This window comes from Pseudoalteromonas sp. Ld20, assembly GCF_045064175.1.
GTDB classification, from domain to species: Bacteria; Pseudomonadota; Gammaproteobacteria; order Enterobacterales; family Alteromonadaceae; genus Pseudoalteromonas; species Pseudoalteromonas neustonica.
Genome location: NZ_JBISHB010000039.1, coordinates 75,378 through 95,697, shown reverse-complemented (window position 1 = coordinate 95,697; position 20,320 = coordinate 75,378). Strand labels below are relative to the sequence as shown.

Here is a 20,320-nt window from a genome sequence, read left to right as displayed (position 1 = left end):
ATGGTTTCATTGAGAATTTCATGTCGATATTCACGAAGAAATACGAAGAGTTTGCCATGTGTTTTTAAACGGCTACAGATTAATTTTTCTTTTTTACTCAATGCTTCAGGGCATTGCCAATGGCGATTATATTTCATGATATGACTACGTTAGCTAAGACACGCTATTTGATCATGAATTGAAGCAAATGTCGATCTGGTTAGAATGTATACTGATCGGTGCTCTAGCATGATTGATAAAGGGGCCAGTTATAGTTTTTGCTGATGCTATTACAGAAAGTATAAATGTGAAATATAAATAATTAGCTTAAACACGGCTTAAAAAACTGACTAACGTAATGATTTAAAATATAAAATAATTACTAAATTTTCAAAAGTATAGGCTATATACCCAAACCACCTCAAGATGCAGACTTCAGCGTTTCACAGGTGTTTAATATCAAGGCGTTACTTTGCAATAATGGCAGTCCCTTTTAAGAAGTAACAACGATGAGAGTAAGCGCCTGTGAAACGCCCAATGGGTTGGTTTAAAAGCGATTTATACTGCGTTACTTTAATAAGGGAATGATTTTAATAAAGGAACAACCATTATTTGCAATCAATGCCTTGTCTAAATCGCTTTTAATTCCAACTGAAACTGCATCTTGAGGTGGCTTGGGTATGTATTTAAGGTTAACCATGTAGCTTTTATAAAGTATCAACTCAGATTTACAAAAAATTGCGCCGTAAAAATATAATGCATTTAAAATCATGTAATTATAATTGGCTTGTGTTTTGCTTTACTAAAGTACAAATACTAAAAAGGAATATTGATGACTGAACTTACCTTATCGGCTTATTATGCGCTTTATCTCTATTTGATTATGTTGTTTATCCAATGGGCTATTGCAACGTTTAGTAAAGCAAGCAAGCCAAATGCGATACCAGGGAAAATTGATGATACCCTAAGCCACGAAAGCTTTATTTTTAGAGCGCATCGTACATTTCATAACACGCTTGAAAATAGCCCTTTATTTTTAGGGACGGTGCTTTTTTCTTTTATTATTGGGTATCACAGTGCCATCTTTGCAATGTGTATTTGGGTGTACGTTGTAGCCCGTATTTTACATATGGTATTTTACTATAGCATTGCAACAGAAAAGAATCCCAGCCCACGTAGTTACTTCTTCTTAGCCGCAGTGGGAGCCAATCTTGTTATGTTGGTTATGTTGGGCTTACGTTTAGTTGCATATTAAAGCTTAAGTGAAAGCATAGTTTGATTAAAAGGAGCCCGTTTGGCTTCTTTTACTTTTTGGTTCATTCATGGGAAACACAGAATTAATTATTTTTTACAAGACGCAGGGCCAAGAGTTTATCAATAGCGAGTTTTTATTGTCAGCATCATCACAAGAACTGGCAAGTTATATTATTCAATGACTAAAGCCTGCAAGCAGTGTTATACCCACTTTAGTTAAAACGTAATCATTTCTTATCGTTATGATAAATTACTAGTTCTACAATTGGTATTATGAAATTTCCCAGCAATAAATAATAAAGGGGGTTGAATATGTCTATTTTAAACAGGTTATTTAGATGGGAGCACGGTAGACAGCAATCAGGTTATGACAAAATGTTACTATGTAGTGCGTTGTGGCCAATTAAGTTTGATACCTACTTACTTAAATTTCCACAAGGTAGTGAGATAGCCCCTCATACGGATAAAGTTAAATGTGGTAGGCACTATAGATTAAATATTATTTTAAAAAATGCAGAGCAAGGCGGAAACTTTATTTGTAAAAACCCACTATTTTAAACTAAACGAATCAAGTTTTTTCGACCTGATGTATCGGAGCATCAAGTATCTAAAATAGTAAAAGGGAACAGGTATTTGTTAAGCATAGGCTGGGTGAAAACCCGTTGATAATTTTAAGTTACTTGAACCGCAAAGAATTTAACTATGCTGATATATTAAAACCTGAGCAATCTCTTTTGCTAAAAAATTTAACAAGGAAATAGTAGTATGAGATTGATAATATTGAGTTTAATCTTTTTATTTACACCTATAGTAATAGCTGAACCGGTAATAGAACAAGATACGACTTACTATAAAGTCAAAGTCTCAAGTAAAGAAAAACTGCTTGAGTCGGTTAATCATGCATCGCCAATAAGAGAAAACGGGAAGGTTTTTCATGGTTATACACGTTTTGACATACGGTGGCGCTTTAATTGGGAAAAAACAGCGAAGCGATGCCGGTTAGTGCGTGTAAAAACAATATTACAACTTAAATACACAATGCCAGAACTCGATTCTGATAGCCAGCAAGTAAACACAGTATGGGCAACGTGGTATTCAAAGCTACTTCTGCATGAACAAGGTCACGGTGAGTTAGCTATTACTTTTGCTTCAAAAATAGAGGATGCGCTAAAAAGCATGCGCCCTCAGCGTGATTGTAAGACCTTATCTGATGATGCTAATACTGTAGCGTATAAGATTGTGGAACAATTGAATAAAGCAAGTGCTGCGTATGATGTAAAAACAAACCACGGTGAAACCCAAGGTGCGTGGCTTCATTCGCATTTATAAACGAGGTTTTATGGGCAAACCCACGAGTACTTTCCCTGTAAATTACGAGATAAGCGTAAAGTAACGTAATAAAATGCATACAAACCCAGACAGTGCTCGACAGGTGGGGCTAGCCGTCTGTATAATTCGCGTCCTCTTTATACCGTATAATCGCACCGACTATTGTCAGGGCTGCTTTTTTTGAAATAAAAAATAGCGTGCTCGGCAGTACGTGCTTAGGAAATTCATCTTGATCTCTACCGCTAATATCACCATGCAGTTTGGTGCTGAACCATTATTTGAAAACATCTCTGCTAAATTTAGTAACGGCAATCGTTATGGCCTAATTGGCGCAAATGGGTGCGGTAAGTCGACCTTTATGAAAATCCTAAATGGTTCATTAGCTCCAACATCAGGTAATGTGTCAATTGGACCAGGTCTGAAAGTAGGTAACTTGAGCCAAGATCAGTTTGCTTTTGAGCAATACTCAGTGGTTGATACCGTGATCATGGGTGACGTTGCATTGTGGGAAATTAAACAAGAACGTGACCGTATTTATTCATTGCCTGAAATGAGTGAAGCCGATGGTATGAAAGTTGCTGAGCTTGAAAGTATTTTTGCAGAGATGGATGGTTACAGCGCGGAAAGTCGTGCAGGTGACATTTTATTAAAAGCAGGTATAGAAGAAGAGTTTCATTTTGGTCTAATGTCACAAGTCGCCCCTGGCTGGAAATTACGTGTGTTATTAGCGCAGGCTTTATTTGCAAATCCAGATATATTATTACTGGATGAGCCAACCAATAACTTGGACATCCACACAATCAGCTGGTTAGAGCATGAACTTAACCAACGTAAATGTACCATGATTATTATTTCTCATGACCGTTATTTTTTAAATGCAGTATGTACTCATATGGCCGATATTGATTACGGTGAACTGCGTATTTACCCTGGTAACTATGAGAAATTCATTGAAGCATCAACACTTATTCGTGATCAGTTACTCGCTGGTAATGCCAAAAAGCAATCTGAGATTGAAGAGCTACAAGATTTCGTAAATCGTTTTGGTGCCAACGCATCAAAAGCTAAACAAGCGAGTTCACGTGCAAAGCGTATGGATAAAATTAGCTTAGATGAAGTGAAATCATCTAGCCGCATGGCACCTTCACTGTATTTTGATGAAGGTAAAAAGATGCACCGCCAAGCATTGATTTTAGAAGATTTTGGTCATGGTTTTGATGGCGAAGTACTGTTTGAAAATGGTGAGCTAATTTTAGAAGCTGGTTCTAAACTAGCCATCATCGGCGAAAACGGTGTTGGTAAATCAACCTTCATTCGCTGTTTAGTGGGGGAGCTTGAAGCGAATCATGGCGTGGTTAAATGGTCAGAAAACGCATCTGTAGGCTATTGCCCTCAAGATAGCAGTAAAGACTTTGATAATGACTTAACTTTATTTGATTGGATGTCACAATGGCGCACGGCCAAACATAATGATTTAATGGTACGTGGCATGTTAGGACGGTTGTTGTTTACTGCTGATGATTCTAACAAGAAAGCTAAAAACTGTTCGGGTGGTGAGAAAAACCGCCTATTATTTGGCAAGCTAATGATGCAAGACGTAAATGTGTTGATAATGGATGAGCCAACCAATCACATGGATATGGAAGCTATTGAAGCGCTAAACAATGCATTAAAAGGCTTCGAAGGCACATTGATTTTTGTAAGCCATGACCGTGAGTTTGTATCGTCATTGGCGACTCGTATTATCGATATTCGTGATAAAGAAGTTGTGAATTTCCACGGTACATTTAATGAATTCATGGCAAGTCAGCAAGAACAAGCGAAGCTCCAAGCTGTAAAGTGATATTTTGCTAGGAAACCAATCTTGAATTCAAATTCAGTGCCAGTCAGCTGTTAATACTGACTGGTGCTTCTATGTCTAGGGTCTCTTACGTTGCATGAACTCATTGGTGAGTTTGGTGCTAAACTTTACTGAAGTTAATTTCAATCCGCAATAATACTAAGTCATTTTGAGGTATCAAACCTGACGCTAACGGCGTTAAAAATTTCTTATTTAGAACAACTAAATGACGATATTTTTGCCTTGTTATCGACAAGGTTTTTTTGCCACAAAATAGATCTCATAATTAAGAGAATTGGAATAATTTGAGTCGGTATTGAAAAAGATGGATCTTTGTATTAGGCACAAAAAAGGCGCTCACTTTAACAGTGAACGCCTTTTTTAATTTTAACCGATACTTATATTAATTTAGCTAATATATCGTTAAATGTAGTGCTTGGACGCATTGCTTCGAATGCTGCAGCATCATTTGGTTGGAAATAACCACCGATGTTTACTGCCGGACCTTGTGCGTCATTAAGTTCATTAATGATTTGCTCTTTATTGCTTTCTAAATCGCTGGCGATTTGAGTAAACTGTGCTTTAAGTTCACTGTCGTCGTCTTGCTTAGCAAGCTCTTGCGCCCAGAATAAAGATAAGAAGAAATGAGAACCACGGTTATCAATTTCTTTCACTTTACGCGAAGGCGATTTATTTTCAGCAAGGAAAGTTCCTGTTGCTTTATCAAGCGTATCAGCAAGTACTTGTGCTTTGTTGTTACCCGTTGTAGTGCTCAGGTGCTCAAGTGATGCGGCAAGTGCTAAAAATTCACCCAAAGAATCCCAACGTAAGTGGTTTTCTTTTTCGAACTGTTGTACGTGCTTAGGTGCAGAACCACCCGCGCCAGTTTCAAATAAACCGCCGCCATTCATAAGAGGCACGATTGACAGCATTTTAGCGCTTGTACCAAGCTCTAGAATTGGGAATAAATCAGTAAGGTAATCGCGTAGTACGTTACCCGTTACTGAAATAGTGTCTAGGCCGTCTTTAATACGTGCAAGAGAGAATAACGTAGCTTCAAGTGGCGCTAAAATTTGGATATCAAGGCCAGAAGTATCATGGTTTGGTAAATATGCATTTACTTTTTTGATGATTTGCGCATCGTGTGCACGGTTTTCATCAAGCCAGAAAATTGCAGGGTTACCCGTAGCACGTGCGCGGTTAACCGCTAACTTAACCCAATCTTGGATTGGTGCATCTTTAACCTGACACATGCGCCAGATATCGCCTTGCTCAACACTGTGCTCAAGTAAAATTGTGCCATTTGTATCTACAACACGAATGACACCGTTTGCAGGTGCTTCAAACGTTTTGTCGTGTGAACCATACTCTTCCGCTTTTTGGGCCATTAGGCCTACGTTTGGTACGCTACCCATAGTGGTAGGATCAAATGCGCCATGCTCTTTACAAAAATCAATCGTTGCTTGATATACACTTGAATAACAACGATCAGGAATTACAAAGCTAGTATCTTGTAATTTACCTTCGTTATTCCACATTTGGCCGCTTGAACGGATAGCTGCAGGCATAGATGCATCGATGATCACATCACTTGGTACGTGAAGGTTAGTGATGCCACGATCAGAATCAACCATTGCAATTGCAGGGCGAGTTGCATAAACAGCGTCAATATCAGCTTCGATTTCAGTGCGTTTTGCATCATCTAAAGTTTGAATTTTAGCGTAAACATCACCCAGGCCATTGTTTACATCAACACCTAGCTCAGCAAATAAAGCACCGTGCTTTGCAAAAACATCTTTATAGAATACTTTTACTGCGTGGCCAAAGATGATTGGATCAGACACTTTCATCATGGTTGCTTTCATATGTAATGAAAACAAGATGCCTTTTTCTTTCGCTACTTCAATTTCTGCAGCTAAGAATGCTTGTAATTTAGCAGCACTAATTGAAGATGCGTCAATTACTTCGCCAGCTAGTAGCGGTGTGCTTGCCTTAAGTACAGATACATCACCATTTGCAGCAACATGTTCAATACGTACATCTGTTGCAGCATCAATAGTTACTGATTGCTCAGAACCAAAAAAGTCGCCTTCACTCATACTAGCTACATAAGAAGCTGAATCTTTGCTCCATGCGCCCATTGAATGAGGATTATTACGTGCATATTCTTTTACAGAACCAGGCGCACGACGGTCAGAGTTACCTTCACGTAATACAGGGTTTACTGCGCTACCTTTGATTTTGTCGTATGTAGCTTGAATTGCTTTTTCTTCGTCTGTTTTAGGTTCAGCAGGGTAATCTGGAAGTGCATAACCTTTTTCTTGTAGTTCTTTGATAACAGAACGTAATTGTGGAACAGAAGCACTGATATTAGGCAGTTTGATGATGTTAGCTTCAGGTGTTTTAGCAAGCTCACCTAATTCAGCAAGTGCATCGCCAATGCGTTGTTCTTGCGTTAAATACTCAGGGAAGTTAGCAATAACACGACCAGCTAAAGAGATGTCACGTGTTTCAACTTCAACGCCAGCGGCATTAGTATAAGCTTGGATGATCGGCAGCAGCGAGTAAGTTGCTAGTGCCGGAGCTTCGTCTGTTTTAGTGTAGATAATTTTTGATGTCATCATCATTCCTAGATAGTAGGCATAAAAGCCATATTCAACAATGCAAAGAATACCATCGCTATCATGCAAGCACGATTGAGCAATAGTCAGTCTGTTAGGTGTTAATACTGTAAGTCCTTTGCACTATGCAATGGACGTGATAAATAACCACACCTGACGAACTGTATTAAATTTACTGTAATTTTGTAGCCAATTAAATGATCCATTAGCATAGGTATTGCCACTTAAAGAGCTATGTAAGGCCGTTTTTAAGCACAAAGAGTGTAACAAGCTTGGCACAAAAGGGCTAATAACAAATAGGACATGGGGTTATTAAAAAAGAATTTCAAGAGGAAGGGCAGTTTTTGTTCATTAAGAACGTTTAATTTCTAACTATATCGGGTTATTTTTACATTAAAACACGTTTGATGAAGAAAATTGTAGGGAGGATTAAGCGAGGATCTTTACAGAACGCTCGCTTTAGTCGAATATTTATACAGCTACACTAACTCTTCGTTAGGAGCGATATTAGTTGCATGCATGCCTTTTGGGCCTTGCTGCAATTCGAATGTTACATCTTGACCAGCTTTAAGCGTTTTATAACCGTCCATTACAATCGTTGAGTAATGGGCGAATATGTCATTCTCGCAGCCGTCTTCCACGATGAAACCAAAACCTTTGGCGTTGTTGAACCATTTGACTTTACCACAAGCCATACTTCTACATCCTTCTATAAGTTGACTAATTTAGTTATTCTAAACCGTATAGTTTGATAGACTGACTAAGGTTTAATCAATCTACAATTGACTGTAGTTTATTTCGCCGATCAGTCAAGTGTTTTAAACTATTTTTTAACATTTAATTTATTTTTAATTCAAGTTTGCTTGAGTTCCAAAGACAAGACTATATTTAATTATGAGTGGCATGAAAGATTCGGATGTTTTAGATACTGTTCGCGATAGTGAAAAGCAAAAATTGCAACCACCGCGAAAGTATAAAGTCATTTTAAATAATGATGATTACACGCCAATGGACTTTGTAATAGAAGTACTTACGACGTTTTTTAATATGGATAGCGATAGAGCAACAGATGTGATGCTTCAGGTTCATCAGAATGGTCGCGCTATTTGCGGTGTTTATACAGCCGATGTAGCGTATTCCAAAGTTGACCAAGTTAATCGTTACGCACGTGATAACGAGCATCCACTGCTATGTAGTTGTGAGCAGGAATAATACCAAGGTAGGGTGATCAGAATACCCATCACAACGGTATATTTATTTATCTCAGTAAGGGGTTGCCAATGCTAAACAAAGACTTAGAACTAACTTTAAACGCGGCGTTTCGTGAAGCGCGTACACGCCGCCATGAATTCATGACAGTGGAGCATTTATTGCTTGCGCTGATCGATAATCCCTCTGCAGGCGAGGCATTAATCGCATGCGCAGTGGATATGGCTGCACTAAAAACAGAGTTATCAGAATTTATTGATGAAACAACACCCGTTATTCCAGATCTGGAAGATGAGCGTGAGACTCAGCCAACACTTGGCTTTCAGCGTGTTTTACAACGAGCTGTGTTTCATGTGCAATCATCAGGAAAAAATGAAGTAACAGGCGTAAATGTATTAGTTGCTATTTTTTCTGAGCAAGAAAGCCAAGCGGTTTATTTACTGAAGAAAAGCGATATTTCACGGTTAGATATTGTTAACTTTATTTCACATGGTATAGCTAAATCAGATGATGAAATAGGTGGTGAAGAGTCAGACGATATTCATGAAGAAGTGCAAGGTGCACAAGGTGAAGAACCAAGTAAATTAGATAATTTTACGACTAATTTAAATGTGCAAGCCCGTGAAGGGAATATTGATCCGCTCGTAGGGCGCGATAGTGAGGTTGAACGTACGGTTCAAGTGTTATGTCGTCGTAAAAAGAACAATCCGCTACTCGTAGGTGAAGCAGGCGTTGGTAAAACAGCCATTGCTGAAGGCTTAGCTTATCGGATAGTTAATGAACAAGTGCCGGAGGTCATTGCAGATGCCGTTGTATATTCATTAGATATGGGCGCTTTACTTGCAGGGACTAAATATCGAGGCGATTTTGAAAAACGCTTCAAAGCATTACTAAAAGAGCTTCAAGCAAAGCCTGGCGCGATTTTATTTATAGATGAGATTCATACCATCATTGGTGCCGGCGCAGCCTCTGGTGGCGTTATGGACGCATCTAACCTACTTAAACCGCTGCTTTCGAGTGGCAAGTTACGTTGTATGGGGTCGACTACATATAACGAGTATAAAAATATCTTTGAAAAAGATCGTGCTTTAGTGCGTCGTTTCCAAAAAATTGATGTACTTGAACCAAGCGTGGCAGACACGACTAAAATTCTAAACGGTCTAAAAGAGCGTTATGAAGAGCACCATGGTATTCGCTATACGCAAAAAGCGTTAAAGGCAGCAGCTGAGCTTAGTGCTAAATATATTAATGAGCGTCATTTACCAGATAAAGCGATTGATGTTATTGATGAAGCGGGCGCGAGTCAGCGTTTACAGCCAATCTCTAAACGTAAGAAGACCATTGGTGTTGCTGATATAGAACTAATTGTTGCCAAAATGGCGCGTATTCCACAACAAAGTGTGTCATCAAGTGACAAAGAGACGTTAAAAAATCTTGACCGTAACCTGAAGATGTTAGTGTTTGGACAAGATCAATCAATTGATGCATTAACGTCGGCAATTCGGTTATCTCGTTCTGGCTTATCAAGCGAAGATAAACCGGTAGGCTCATTCTTGTTTGCAGGCCCGACGGGTGTTGGTAAAACAGAAGTGACTAAGCAACTTGCAAAGTGCATGGGTGTTGAGTTTATTCGATTTGATATGTCAGAGTATGTTGAGCGCCATGCCGTGAGTCGTTTGATCGGAGCACCGCCAGGGTATGTTGGTTTTGAACAAGGTGGCTTACTAACCGAAGCTGTTATCAAAAATCCACACTCAGTTGTATTGCTTGATGAAATTGAAAAAGCGCATTCTGATATTTACAACATTCTGTTGCAAGTAATGGATCATGGCACTTTAACTGACAACAATGGTCGTAAGGCTGACTTTAGAAACGTTGTTGTTGTTATGACCACTAATGCGGGCGTACAAGAAACAGTGCGTAAATCAATTGGTTTTACTGATCAAGATCATTCACATGACGCGATGAGCGAAATTAATAAAGTATTTTCACCGGAGTTTAGAAACCGTTTAGATAACATTATTTGGTTTAATCATTTAGACCGTGATGTGACCTTACTGGTTGTTGATAAATTTATTGTTGAGCTTCAAGCACAACTGGATAAAAAATCAGTTAACCTTGAGCTTACTTCTAAAGCGCGTGAATGGCTTGCAGATAAAGGTTATGACAAAGCAATGGGTGCACGCCCAATGGGACGGGTGATCCAAGAGCAGCTTAAAAAGCCACTAGCCAATGAAATTTTATTTGGTGCACTTATTGATGGTGGAACAGTGAAAGTATCGCTTAAAGATAAAAAACTTCGTTTTGATTATGAAACGAATTTAACCCCTGCATAAAAGCGTTTGTAATAACGCAGATAACAAAAAGCCCAGCAAATGCTGGGCTTTTTGTTTATTAAATGTAATGGTCAGCAACTTGCATTCAATTACATTTAATAAACGCTTCAAGCTAATGTAGTAAGTAACTAAGTTACTTAGACAACTTAGCTAAAAACTTGATATTTCGTTAACGCACTAACTTAGCGAGCACGGAATACGATGCGACCTTTCGATAAATCGTATGGGGTCATTTCTACAGTAACTTTATCGCCGGTTAAAATACGAATATAGTTTTTACGCATTTTACCTGAAATATGAGCCACAACTACGTGACCATTTTCAAGCTCAACTCGGAACATTGTATTTGGTAAAGTATCAAGGACCGTCCCTTGCATTTCGATTACGTCTTCTTTCGCCATGTTTAGCGTAACACCTCTTTAATAGTTAAACGATGCAGATTCTGCCGAAAATACTCCAATAAGTAAAGCCACAGTAGCTATTTTTGCAAATTAAATAGTCAGCCACTCATCTGCAACCCTATTTTGTGCAGGTAAAAATTGAGTTTTGTAACGCATTTTAGCGCATTCATCAATTTGGTAACCTAAGTAGACAAAATCTTTATTGTGTAGTTGAGCAAACTTTATCTGCTCTAAAATCATTAATGTGCCTAAACTAAAATGCTCAAAATCGGGGTCAAAAAAAGTATAAATAGCTGAAATGGCGTTGTTCATACAATCAGTTACGGCCACAGCGATAAGTTTTTCTTGGTGCCATAATTCAATAAACGTAATAGGTAACCATTGGCAAAATAAGAAACTTTGATATTGTGATTGTTCAGGAGGGTACATTGAACCCTCTTGATGACGCTGCGTGATATATTTGCTGTAAAGTGGGTAATATTCAAGGCGTTCTTGTCGTGAATACGTCACTGTAAATTGATTTTTTGCCTTATTAAGTTTACGTTTTTGTGATTTTGTCGGTGAAAACTGTTGAGCTAATACTCTTACTGACTTACACGCACTGCAAACAGGGCAGTGTGGACGGTAAATTTGGTCACCACTTCGACGAAAGCCAAGTGCTAATAATGCTTCAAATTTTTCACTGCTGTAGCAGCTAGGTTCGAGGATCACTAATAATTGCTCTTGCCTATCAGTAAGGTAGCTACAATCAAATTGTTGGCTCAAACCTAAACGAGCCGGTAAATGGTCAGTCATAAATAGCTATAAGCTCCTGCGCTTGCCACATCGTTGGTGGTATTTTAAAACTGCTGGCTTGTTTAAGTTTAGTTAAAAATTCGCTTCGCGGTAGGACTTTTTGCCCCAATGATAGCAAGTAAGGGTTTTCTAGTTGGCAATCAATGAAATGTGCGTTGTGGCGCTTAAGCCAATTCACTAAAGCCCACATCGCTAATTTAGAACAGTTAGTTTGATGATGAAACATAGATTCCCCACAAAACACGCCGTTTTGCATCATTCCGTATAAGCCACCAACAAGTTCATCATCTATCCATATTTCAAGGCTGTGGGCAACACCAGCTAGGTGTGCTTGCTGGTAAGCATTGATCATTTCACTTGTGATCCATGTTCCTTCAATATCTTGGCGCTGTTGTTGACATGCTTCAATAACATCATTAAAAGCGGTATTAATGGTTACTTTTACTGGGTGTTTTTTCAGGTGTTTCCGTAAACTGCGGCTAACATGAAACTCATTCAGCTCAATAATGCCGCGCATACTTGGTGACCACCACATTATAGGTTCATACTCGCTAAACCATGGGAAAATGCCGTGTATGTATGCATTTTTCAATCGCTCTATAGATAAACAACCACCCACAGCCAGTAAGCCATCGGGATCATCAAGTGCATGTGTTGGGTTAGGAAACTCAAAGTGGCTATTGGAGAGTTGATAAAGCTGTTTAGTCATAACATCAGTAAATAAAAAATAAGACGAATTAAAAAGTGTAACCTGCAAGATTAAAATTACAAAGGGGGAATATAAAAAAGGGCTGAAATATCAGCCCTTAATACTTGCATTTAAGAATACAAACAAATATTTATAGATTATCTAAGAAGCGCTCAGCATCTAATGCAGCCATACAGCCAGTACCCGCTGAGGTAATTGCTTGACGGTAAATGTGATCAGAGACATCACCTGCAGCAAATACACCAGGTACGCTTGTTTGCGTTGCATTACCGTTAAGACCTGATTCAACAACTAAGTAGCCGTCCTTCATTTCTAACTGGTCTACAAACATATCAGTATTAGGTTTATGGCCAATGGCGATAAATACGCCTGCTAAATCGAGTTCTTCAGTTGCGTCAGATTGCGCATCTTTAATACGAATGCCAGTTACGCCCATTTGATCGCCTAATACTTCATCAAGTGTGCGATTGTAATGTAATACCACGTTGCCGTTAGCTGCTTTTTCAGCAAGACGATCAGCTAATATTTTTTCACTGCGAAAGCTATCACGGCGATGAATAACATGAACTTCGTCTGCGATGTTTGACAAGTAAAGCGCTTCTTCAACAGCCGTATTACCACCGCCTACAACCGCAACTTTTTGACCTTTATAGAAAAAGCCATCACATGTTGCGCAGGCAGAGACGCCACGGCCTTGGAAGTTAGTTTCAGACTCTAGGCCTAAGTATTTCGCTGATGCGCCTGTAGCAATGATTAGCGCGTCACATGTGTACGTACCTTGGTCACCAGTAAGTGTAAACGGGCGCTTAGATACATCGACTTTATTAATATGGTCAAATACAATTTCAGTTTCAAAACGTTCAGCGTGTTCTTTCATGCGATCCATTAATGCCGGACCTGTTAAACCATGAGCATCACCTGGCCAATTTTCTACTTCAGTTGTCGTTGTAAGTTGACCACCTTGTTGCATGCCTGTAATTAATACAGGGTTTAAATTTGCGCGCGCTGCGTAAACGGCTGCGGTGTAACCTGCAGGGCCAGATCCTAAAATTAGTAACTTACAATGTTTTGCTTCACTCATGTTTTTTATCCTAAACGTTTAATAGCGTATTAATGCGCTCGATTTTAAGAGAAACAAGGGGGAAGTAAATAAAAGCGATGATTATTTTTTTTTATAAATCGCAAAGCTGTCAAATATTGTGTACTAAGATTGTGAAAAATAGCTGTTCTGTACGATATGTACACTATTAATCTATTATTACCCTAACAAGCATCGTTAATTCATGACCACGCTGTATTTTTTTGATATGTTTTAACTAATTTTGATTTGTTGCGCTGTTTTGGCGTGACCTAAGTGAATAGGCATCTATGTTATTTTGGCAGGAAAAACCCGCGTTTGGGTTGACTTCAAAAGACGTTAACGTCTTAACCAATGCACAAGAATATCGTTCGAATCTTCTGGATCTGATCGCAAACGCGAAAACACGGATCTATATTACCGCGCTTTATTTACAGGATGATGAAGCTGGGCGAGAAATTTTAGAAGCATTGCACCACGCTTCATTAGCAAACCCAGTATTAGAAATAAAGGTGCTGGTGGATTTTCATCGTGCTCAACGTGGTTTGATTGGCGCGGCTAAATCGGATGGTAACGCAAGTTTATATTGTGAATACCAAGAAAAATATCAATCAAATGTACAAATTTATGGCGTACCAGTCAAAGCTAAAGAGCTATTTGGGGTACTGCATTTAAAGGGTTTTGTGATTGATGATACGTTGTTATATAGCGGCGCAAGTCTCAATAACGTTTATTTACAATTTGAAGAACGTTATCGGCTTGATCGTTACTTTTTGATTAATCAATTTGCGTTATGTAATGCTGTGGTCGATTTTATAGAGCAAGAATTATTAAGTTCTGAGGCTGTACCGCGTATTGATGTGCGTCCATTAACTAAGTTTAACGACATTAAAGTAGTGCAAAAGCAATTAATGCGGGCACTTAAACAAGCAACATATGCACATGGACCTGAAAATAACGAACAACCATTAGGTGTACGCTTATTTTTAGGGTTAGGCCGACGAAATAACGAATTAAATCGCGCGATAAAGTCGTTATTTGATACGACTGAAAAAGAGCTTGTTCTTTACACGCCTTATTTTAACTTTCCAGCACCGTTAATGCGCTCGTTAAGGCGTTTACTTAAACAAGGTAAGCAAATAACAATTGTGGTGGGTGACAAAACCGCCAATGATTTTTATACGCCCCCAAGTGAGGCATTTAGTAAAATAGGTGCTTTACCGTATTTGTATGAAACGATTTTGCATAAATTTTTAAAGTCGCAACAACGCCATATAACGAATGGAAATTTAAATGTTTACTTGTGGCAACACGAAAGCAACTCGTTTCATTTAAAAGGCATTTGCTCTGATCAAAAGTACCATTTACTCAGTGGTCACAATTTAAACCCGCGTGCATGGGGTTTAGACATTGAAAACGGTATTTTATTAGATGATCCAGAGCAAAGTTTAATGCCAGCAATTGATAATGAAAGAGCTGAAATATTAAAACACTGCCGCCGTTTATCCGGTGCTGAAGATTTAGAGACTATGGACGACTACCCGCCAGCAGTTAAAAAAATACTTGGCCAAGCAAAGCGTGTAAAGGTTGATTTTATTATCAAGCGATTTATATAAAGCGAATTAAAGCAAAATTTAGACATAAAAAAAGCAGCGAATTCGCTGCTTTTTTACTAATTAACGTACGTTAATTATGCGTTTTCAACAGCTGTACGTGGATCAACGTATTCCATGTTGAATGCTTCAGCTACTTCTTTGTAAGTAACTTGACCTTTGATCACGTTAAGACCTTTAAGGAAGTTAGCGTCATCTAATAATGCCTTTTTGTAACCTTTATTTGCAAGGTTAATGATGAAAGGCAATGTTGCATTGTTAAGTGCAAATGTAGATGTGCGCGGAACAGCACCAGGCATATTAGCAACACAGTAGTGAACAACGTCATCAACGATGAATGTAGGATCAGCATGCGTAGTTGCTTTAGATGTTGCGATACAACCACCTTGGTCGATTGCAACGTCTACAATAGCAGAACCAGGCTTCATCGCTTTAATGTGCTCAGCAGTAACTAGTTTAGGCGCAGCAGCACCTGGGATAAGTACACCACCAATAACAAGATCAGCCTCAAGTACGTGTTTTTCAAGTGCATCAGCCGTTGAGTAAATAGCTTTAACTTTATTACCAAACTGTGCATCAAGAGCACGAAGTACATCGATGTTACGATCAAGTACGACAACTTCAGCACCTAGGCCTACTGCCATTTGCGCTGCGCTACGACCAACCATACCGCCGCCAATAACAACAACTTTAGCTGGCTCAACGCCCGGTACACCACCAAGTAGCATGCCGCGACCGTGGTTTGATTTTTCAAGGGCTTGTGCGCCTGCTTGAATTGACATACGACCAGCAACTTCGCTCATAGGCGCAAGAAGAGGTAGGCCACCACGTGAATCAGTAACCGTTTCGTATGCAATACAAATTGCTTTACTCTTTACTAGGTCTTCTGTTTGTGGAAGATCAGGTGCAAGGTGCAGATAAGTGAAAAGAATTTGGTCTTCACGTAGCATCGCACGTTCAACAGCTTGTGGCTCTTTTACTTTTATAATCATCTCTGCTGTTGCGAAAACTTCAGCTGCTGTTGCTAGAATTTCTGCACCAGCTAGCATGTAATCTTCGTTAGTGAAGCCAATGCCCATACCAGCATTAGTTTCAACAAAAACTTGGTGGCCGTGGTTTACTAACTCACGAACACTAGCAGGGACCATACCTACACGGTATTCATGGTTTTTTATTTCTTTAGGTACACCGATAATCATAATATTGCCTTGTTTGAACGGAATGAAATTTTCCACTATTATATTCATGACAAGCCAGTGTGTCTCACCTTTTTTTAGTGTGAGGCTAGTGATATAATCTAAATATTAATAATAAACAGAATAAAAAACTAGTTGGTAATATGCATCAATTATTAGATCGAATAGATCGTAAGATTTTAATGGAATTACAGCACGATGGCCGTATCTCCAACGTGGAATTAGCTAAGCGTGTTGGTTTAAGTGCTACCCCTTGTCTGGAAAGAGTAAAAAAGCTCGAACGCGAAGGTTATATTGTAGGTTATAAAGCGGTAGTTGACCCAGCTAAGCTAGGTCAAGGCTTATCTGTATACGTTGAAGTGACGATCACAAAGACATCGCCAGATGTATTTGATGAGTTTAGTGCTGCGGTAAAAAAACATGACGAAATAATTGAATGTCATTTGGTATCTGGTAATTTTGACTTTTTACTCAAAACTCGTGTTAACGATATGTCTGAGTACCGTGGTGTTTTAGGTGATATTTTGCTAAAGCTTCCTAACGTTAGTGAAAGTCGCACTTATGTGGTGATGGAAGAAGTAAAAGGCGAGCAAGGGGTGATTATTCGCCCATATATAGCCTAAGTTTTGTACGGGTTTATAGATGATATAATAAATGGCAAATAACGGGTTTGCCCAAGGTATTCATAATTTATAAAAACACGTTCATTATCAGTCCATCATAGTTAAGATAAAGTGCAACGAAAAGCATTTCCTGCTAAGGTATTTCACTGCTAAGTAAAAATGCAAAGATAATAAGGATTAGGGAATTATGCGCCTAAACGGTGTACAAAGACTATTAGAAACAGGGTTAATAATCAGCACCTTTGCCGCAGTATTTATTTTGTGTGCGCTGATAAGCTTTGATCCTGCCGATCCTGCGTGGTCACAAACCAGCTTTAGCGAAGTCAGAAATGTCACTGGCGCAGCTGGTGCATGGATTGCAGATATTTTATTACTCACCTTTGGCTGGCTAGCCTACTTTGTGCCTGCGGCCATTCAAGTATTTGGCTATTTACTATTTAAGCAACCGCATAAAATTTTTCAGCTAGACTATACAACACTTGCTTTGCGTGTAATTGGTTTTGCGCTATTTATAACTTCAGCGACCGCAATTAGTAGTATCAATTTTGATGATATTTATAACTTTTCGTCAGGCGGTGTAATAGGCGATGTGATTGCAACTGCGATGATGCCCGCATTTAATTTCACTGGCACGTCTATCTTACTACTGTGCTTCTTTTTTGCAGGGTTAACATTATTAACTGGTGTATCGTGGGTGCAGTTTGTTGATTTCTTAGGTGATTGGGTTGTCCGTATATACCGTGTGATTACTTCGCAGCTTAAAGGCTGGTTACACCGTGAACGCGTAGCGATTGAAGAAAAACCGATTAATGAACCGTTAATCGAAGGCGATCTTAACGACCAAGATAAAATCACGTTTACAGAGCCTGCGCCAACGAGTGCGACAAAAGCAAAGCGTTTTACAGCTGATCAAATTGAGACCACACCACAGCATAGCCCGTTTGATGATTTAGACGATATTTTAGATCAAGAAATCAACTTTAGTGCCATTGACGATGAGCCGATGGACACGGCTGCTGCATTAAATGCACTGGATCAAAGCTACGTTGCTGAACCTGAAAAACCAGTTACCACGGTGGTGTCTCCAGCAAGGCCAATGCCTAAGCCAAAAAGTACGTATCAGCCGCCACCGACAGCAAAAGAAAAATTTGAGCAGTTATTAGAAGAAAAACCACCAAGCACACCGCTACCAACGCTTGATTTATTAGACCGCCCAGATAAAGCTAAAAACCCGATATCACCGGAGGAGCTTGAAGCTGTATCGCGTTTAGTTGAAACCAAGTTACTTGATTTTAACGTACAAGCGACGGTTGTCGCAGTGTACCCTGGACCTGTTGTAACGCGTTTTGAGCTGGATTTAGCACCGGGCATTAAAGTATCAAAAATTACAGGTCTTGCAAAAGATTTAGCCCGTTCGCTTTCTGCTGTGAGTGTCCGAGTAGTTGAAGTGATCCCCGGTAAAACATATGTAGGGATTGAATTACCAAACAAACACCGTGAAATAGTTCGTCTATCAGAAGTGATCGACGCGCCAAAATTTGAGCAAAACCCGTCACCCCTTACCATGGTGCTAGGTAAAGATATTGCCGGTGAGCCGATCTGTGCAGACCTAGGAAAAATGCCACATTTATTAGTGGCAGGTACAACAGGTTCTGGTAAGTCAGTGGGCGTTAATGTCATGATATTAAGCTTACTGTATAAATCTGGCCCCGATGATGTGCGTATGATTATGATCGATCCAAAAATGTTGGAACTTTCTGTGTACGAAGGTATCCCACACTTACTATGTGAAGTAGTCACTGATATGAAAGAAGCTGCCAATGCACTGCGTTGGTGTGTAGGTGAAATGGAGCGTCGCTATAAGTTAATGTCAGCGTTAGGTGTTCGTAACTTAAAAGGGTATAACCAAAAAGTAATGGATGCCAAAGAAGCAGGTCATCCAATTTTAGATCCATTATTTAAAGACACCGATGGCATGAAAGAGGGGCCTGACGAGTTAGGTAAATTACCGAGTATAGTCGTGGTTATTGATGAATTTGCCGACATGATGATGATTGTAGGTAAAAAAGTTGAAGAGCTGATCGCGCGTATTGCACAAAAGGCCCGTGCTGCAGGTATACATTTGATACTTGCAACGCAGCGGCCATCGGTAGATGTTATAACAGGTTTGATTAAAGCCAATATACCAACTCGTATGGCGTTTCAGGTTTCAAGTAAAATAGACTCGCGCACCATTTTAGATCAACAAGGCGCTGAAAACTTACTAGGTATGGGTGACATGCTTTATTTACCGCCAGGGACAAGTGTACCGATACGTGTGCATGGTGCATTTGTTGATGATCACGAAGTTCATGCCGTGGTAAATGATTGGAAAGCGCGTGCTAAACCAAACTATATAGATGAAATTTTAAATGGTGATGCCACAGAAGATATTTTACTTCCAGGTGAAGCCAGTGAAAATGCGGATGAAGAATCAGATCCGCTTTATGATGAAGCAGTCTCATTTGTTATTGAAACAGGTAAAGTGTCTGTCTCAAGTGTACAACGCAAACTACGCGTAGGGTATAATCGCGCAGCACGTTTAGTAGAGCAAATGGAAACTTCGGGTATTGTGAGTGCACCAGGTCATAACGGTGCCCGTGATGTATTAGTGCCCAACGGTGGAGCAAATTAAATGAAAAAAATTAAATCTTTAGCATTAGCTGTAAGCTGTTTTTTATCAGCGTCATTCTTTACAGCCCAAAGCCTAGCAGGCGAGACGTTTACAAGTGACAGCCAAGCATTACAGGCAAAACTTGCTGGCTTAAAGAGTTTTCAAGCGCAATTTATTCAGCAAGTAAATGATGCGCAAGGCGAGTCAATTATGCAAGGTAAAGGTAATATTGCCTTACAACAGCCAATGATGATCCGCTGGCAGCAAGCAAGCCCGGATGACACCTTGTTCGTTTCAAACGGTGATAAAACCTATTACTTTGACAGCTTTGCTGAGCAAGTCACGATAATGAAAACACATAGCTTGATTGATTCAACGCCGTTTGTTTTGCTGACTTCTAAAGATCCTGCGCAATGGCAAAAATACCATGTAGCAAGCACTGATAAAGGGTTTAGCGTTACGCCCAACAAAGGCGTTGAAAGCCAAGTTGAGCAACTTGATATTGTATTTTCAGGGAACAAGAGTGGCTTAGCGTCGTTATTAGTCAAAGATAGCTCAGGGCAATCATCAACATTTACGTTTAGCGATGCCAAAGTAAATGAGAGCCTAACAACATCATTATTTGAGTTCACAATTCCAGATGGCGTTGAAATTGACGACCAAAGCCAAGGCGAGTAGTCACAG

16 protein-coding genes and 1 pseudogene are annotated in these 20,320 nt (G+C 39.4%); 10 read left to right on the top strand and 7 right to left on the bottom strand.

The genetic code is table 11. The features are described 5' to 3' along the window. The first annotated feature begins 811 nt into the window (after positions 1 to 811). From ACJJVX_RS15020 to ACJJVX_RS15005, 4 genes and pseudogenes are all read left to right on the top strand, one after another. The gene (locus tag ACJJVX_RS15020; RefSeq protein WP_169327386.1) at positions 812 to 1,234 is read left to right on the top strand and encodes an MAPEG family protein; all 423 of its coding nucleotides are present in this window, start codon (positions 812 to 814) and stop codon (positions 1,232 to 1,234) included. Between the two features lie 311 nt (positions 1,235 to 1,545). Beyond that, a pseudogene (locus ACJJVX_RS15015) lies at positions 1,546 to 1,899 on the top strand (2OG-Fe(II) oxygenase). A gap of 99 nt (positions 1,900 to 1,998) precedes the next feature. Beyond that, positions 1,999 to 2,562, top strand: a complete 564-nt coding sequence (locus tag ACJJVX_RS15010) for a DUF922 domain-containing protein (protein ID WP_342884094.1) — start codon at positions 1,999 to 2,001, stop codon at positions 2,560 to 2,562. 229 nt (positions 2,563 to 2,791) lie between these two features. Continuing rightward, entirely contained in the window at positions 2,792 to 4,405 is a 1,614-nt protein-coding gene (locus ACJJVX_RS15005; RefSeq protein ID WP_169327384.1) for an ABC-F family ATPase, read from the top strand. A gap of 395 nt (positions 4,406 to 4,800) precedes the next feature. Here ACJJVX_RS15005 and ACJJVX_RS15000 read toward each other — a convergent pair whose 3' ends face one another. Beyond that, positions 4,801 to 7,023, bottom strand: a complete 2,223-nt coding sequence (locus tag ACJJVX_RS15000; protein WP_405632151.1) for an NADP-dependent isocitrate dehydrogenase — start codon at positions 7,021 to 7,023, stop codon at positions 4,801 to 4,803. A 479-nt stretch (positions 7,024 to 7,502) separates the two neighbouring features. After that, a complete protein-coding gene (cspD, locus tag ACJJVX_RS14995) occupies positions 7,503 to 7,718 on the bottom strand; it encodes a cold shock domain-containing protein CspD (protein WP_054204685.1) in 216 nt (71 codons plus the stop codon). Between the two features lie 208 nt (positions 7,719 to 7,926). Here cspD and clpS point away from each other — a divergent pair, with 208 nt between their 5' ends. Together clpS and clpA are read left to right on the top strand one after the other, a co-directional pair. Next, positions 7,927 to 8,235 carry an ATP-dependent Clp protease adapter ClpS gene (gene clpS, locus ACJJVX_RS14990; protein WP_170173927.1) on the top strand — a complete coding sequence of 103 codons (309 nt, stop codon included), beginning with the start codon at positions 7,927 to 7,929 and terminating at the stop codon, positions 8,233 to 8,235. 68 nt (positions 8,236 to 8,303) lie between these two features. Next, positions 8,304 to 10,568 (top strand): ATP-dependent Clp protease ATP-binding subunit ClpA, encoded by a 2,265-nt coding sequence (gene clpA, locus ACJJVX_RS14985; protein WP_054204683.1) that lies wholly within the window; start codon positions 8,304 to 8,306, stop codon positions 10,566 to 10,568. A 182-nt stretch (positions 10,569 to 10,750) separates the two neighbouring features. Here the strand turns inward: clpA and infA are convergent, their stop codons facing one another. The 4 genes from infA to trxB form a co-directional block, all read right to left on the bottom strand. Beyond that, a complete protein-coding gene (infA, locus tag ACJJVX_RS14980; protein ID WP_002962494.1) occupies positions 10,751 to 10,969 on the bottom strand; it encodes a translation initiation factor IF-1 in 219 nt (72 codons plus the stop codon). 90 nt (positions 10,970 to 11,059) lie between these two features. Beyond that, the gene (locus ACJJVX_RS14975; RefSeq protein ID WP_169326343.1) at positions 11,060 to 11,764 is read right to left on the bottom strand and encodes an arginyltransferase; all 705 of its coding nucleotides are present in this window, start codon (positions 11,762 to 11,764) and stop codon (positions 11,060 to 11,062) included. Continuing rightward, positions 11,757 to 12,473, bottom strand: coding sequence for a leucyl/phenylalanyl-tRNA--protein transferase (gene aat / locus ACJJVX_RS14970; RefSeq protein WP_405632147.1), 717 nt, complete (start codon positions 12,471 to 12,473; stop codon positions 11,757 to 11,759). The genes ACJJVX_RS14975 and aat overlap by 8 nt, the downstream gene beginning before the upstream one ends. 130 nt (positions 12,474 to 12,603) lie before the next feature. Continuing rightward, positions 12,604 to 13,554 (bottom strand): thioredoxin-disulfide reductase, encoded by a 951-nt coding sequence (gene trxB / locus ACJJVX_RS14965; protein ID WP_170173926.1) that lies wholly within the window; start codon positions 13,552 to 13,554, stop codon positions 12,604 to 12,606. Between the two features lie 287 nt (positions 13,555 to 13,841). Between trxB and pssA the strand changes: the two genes are divergently transcribed. Next, positions 13,842 to 15,167 carry a CDP-diacylglycerol--serine O-phosphatidyltransferase gene (gene pssA / locus ACJJVX_RS14960; protein ID WP_405632144.1) on the top strand — a complete coding sequence of 442 codons (1,326 nt, stop codon included), beginning with the start codon at positions 13,842 to 13,844 and terminating at the stop codon, positions 15,165 to 15,167. Between the two features lie 74 nt (positions 15,168 to 15,241). On the opposite strand, the gene ald is transcribed toward pssA, so the two are convergent. Then, complete coding sequence (gene ald, locus ACJJVX_RS14955) at positions 15,242 to 16,363, bottom strand: alanine dehydrogenase (RefSeq protein WP_405632141.1); 1,122 nt, start codon at positions 16,361 to 16,363, stop codon at positions 15,242 to 15,244. A 140-nt stretch (positions 16,364 to 16,503) separates the two neighbouring features. Here ald and lrp point away from each other — a divergent pair, with 140 nt between their 5' ends. From lrp to lolA, 3 genes are all read left to right on the top strand, one after another. Then, complete coding sequence (gene lrp / locus ACJJVX_RS14950) at positions 16,504 to 16,983, top strand: leucine-responsive transcriptional regulator Lrp (RefSeq protein WP_054204677.1); 480 nt, start codon at positions 16,504 to 16,506, stop codon at positions 16,981 to 16,983. A 187-nt stretch (positions 16,984 to 17,170) separates the two neighbouring features. After that, positions 17,171 to 19,657 (top strand): DNA translocase FtsK 4TM domain-containing protein, encoded by a 2,487-nt coding sequence (locus ACJJVX_RS14945; protein WP_405632139.1) that lies wholly within the window; start codon positions 17,171 to 17,173, stop codon positions 19,655 to 19,657. Then, positions 19,658 to 20,314 (top strand): outer membrane lipoprotein chaperone LolA, encoded by a 657-nt coding sequence (lolA, locus tag ACJJVX_RS14940; RefSeq protein ID WP_405632136.1) that lies wholly within the window; start codon positions 19,658 to 19,660, stop codon positions 20,312 to 20,314. The last annotated feature ends 6 nt before the right edge of the window (positions 20,315 to 20,320 follow it).